The sequence below is a fragment of the Zooshikella harenae genome (assembly GCF_018837975.1).
Classification (GTDB): domain Bacteria; phylum Pseudomonadota; class Gammaproteobacteria; order Pseudomonadales; family Zooshikellaceae; genus Zooshikella; species Zooshikella harenae.
The window spans coordinates 1-573 of record NZ_JAGSOY010000359.1; the positions used below are offsets into that span (position 1 = coordinate 1).

At 30.9% G+C, this 573-nt stretch carries 1 protein-coding gene; it reads left to right on the top strand.

From position 1 onward, the window contains the following. Nucleotides 1–73 precede the first annotated feature (73 nt). On the top strand, nucleotides 74–573 hold a 500-nt coding region (locus KCG35_RS26115; protein ID WP_215822855.1), incomplete at its 3' end, for a hypothetical protein.

Sequence of the window (573 nt, forward strand, 5' to 3'; positions counted from 1 at the left end):
GTGTACTACCTAAAATATGACTAGTATTTAACCAAGAGGGATAACTATTGGTTTTTTTTGGGAGTGCTTGAAAATGTGTTGGGAAAAATATTTATATTCTTCTAAAGGTGTTGATACTCTATCTGATCATGAACGTTCATGGTTTTTTTGTGGTCACATAAATTTAATTGGACAGTTAGATGCTATAGAGAGTTTGTTAGAAAATAATTCGCAAGAGTATCAGAAACTGAATAAAAAAATTGATAATGCAAATTTTAGAGATGATCTTGTAGAACTTATTGAACACAGCATTTATATCCAGTCAGCACACAGTATGGCGGCAGTTGGGATGCTTGCTCCTTTTACTGAGTCACTTTTTTATACTTCATTTAAAAAAATAGGTGAATATTATCAGAATTATGACTTAAGTCTGCCAAATGGCAGTCGAAAAAAAATAGAAGAAAATGAAATGTGGGATTGTCATTATTACTTAAATAAAAATGGAACGACAAGTAAAGGTATTACTAAAGGAATTTTACAATTAGCTGACTATCTAGAAATGAGATCAAGTTGGCCTGATCCTAATAACTTAAA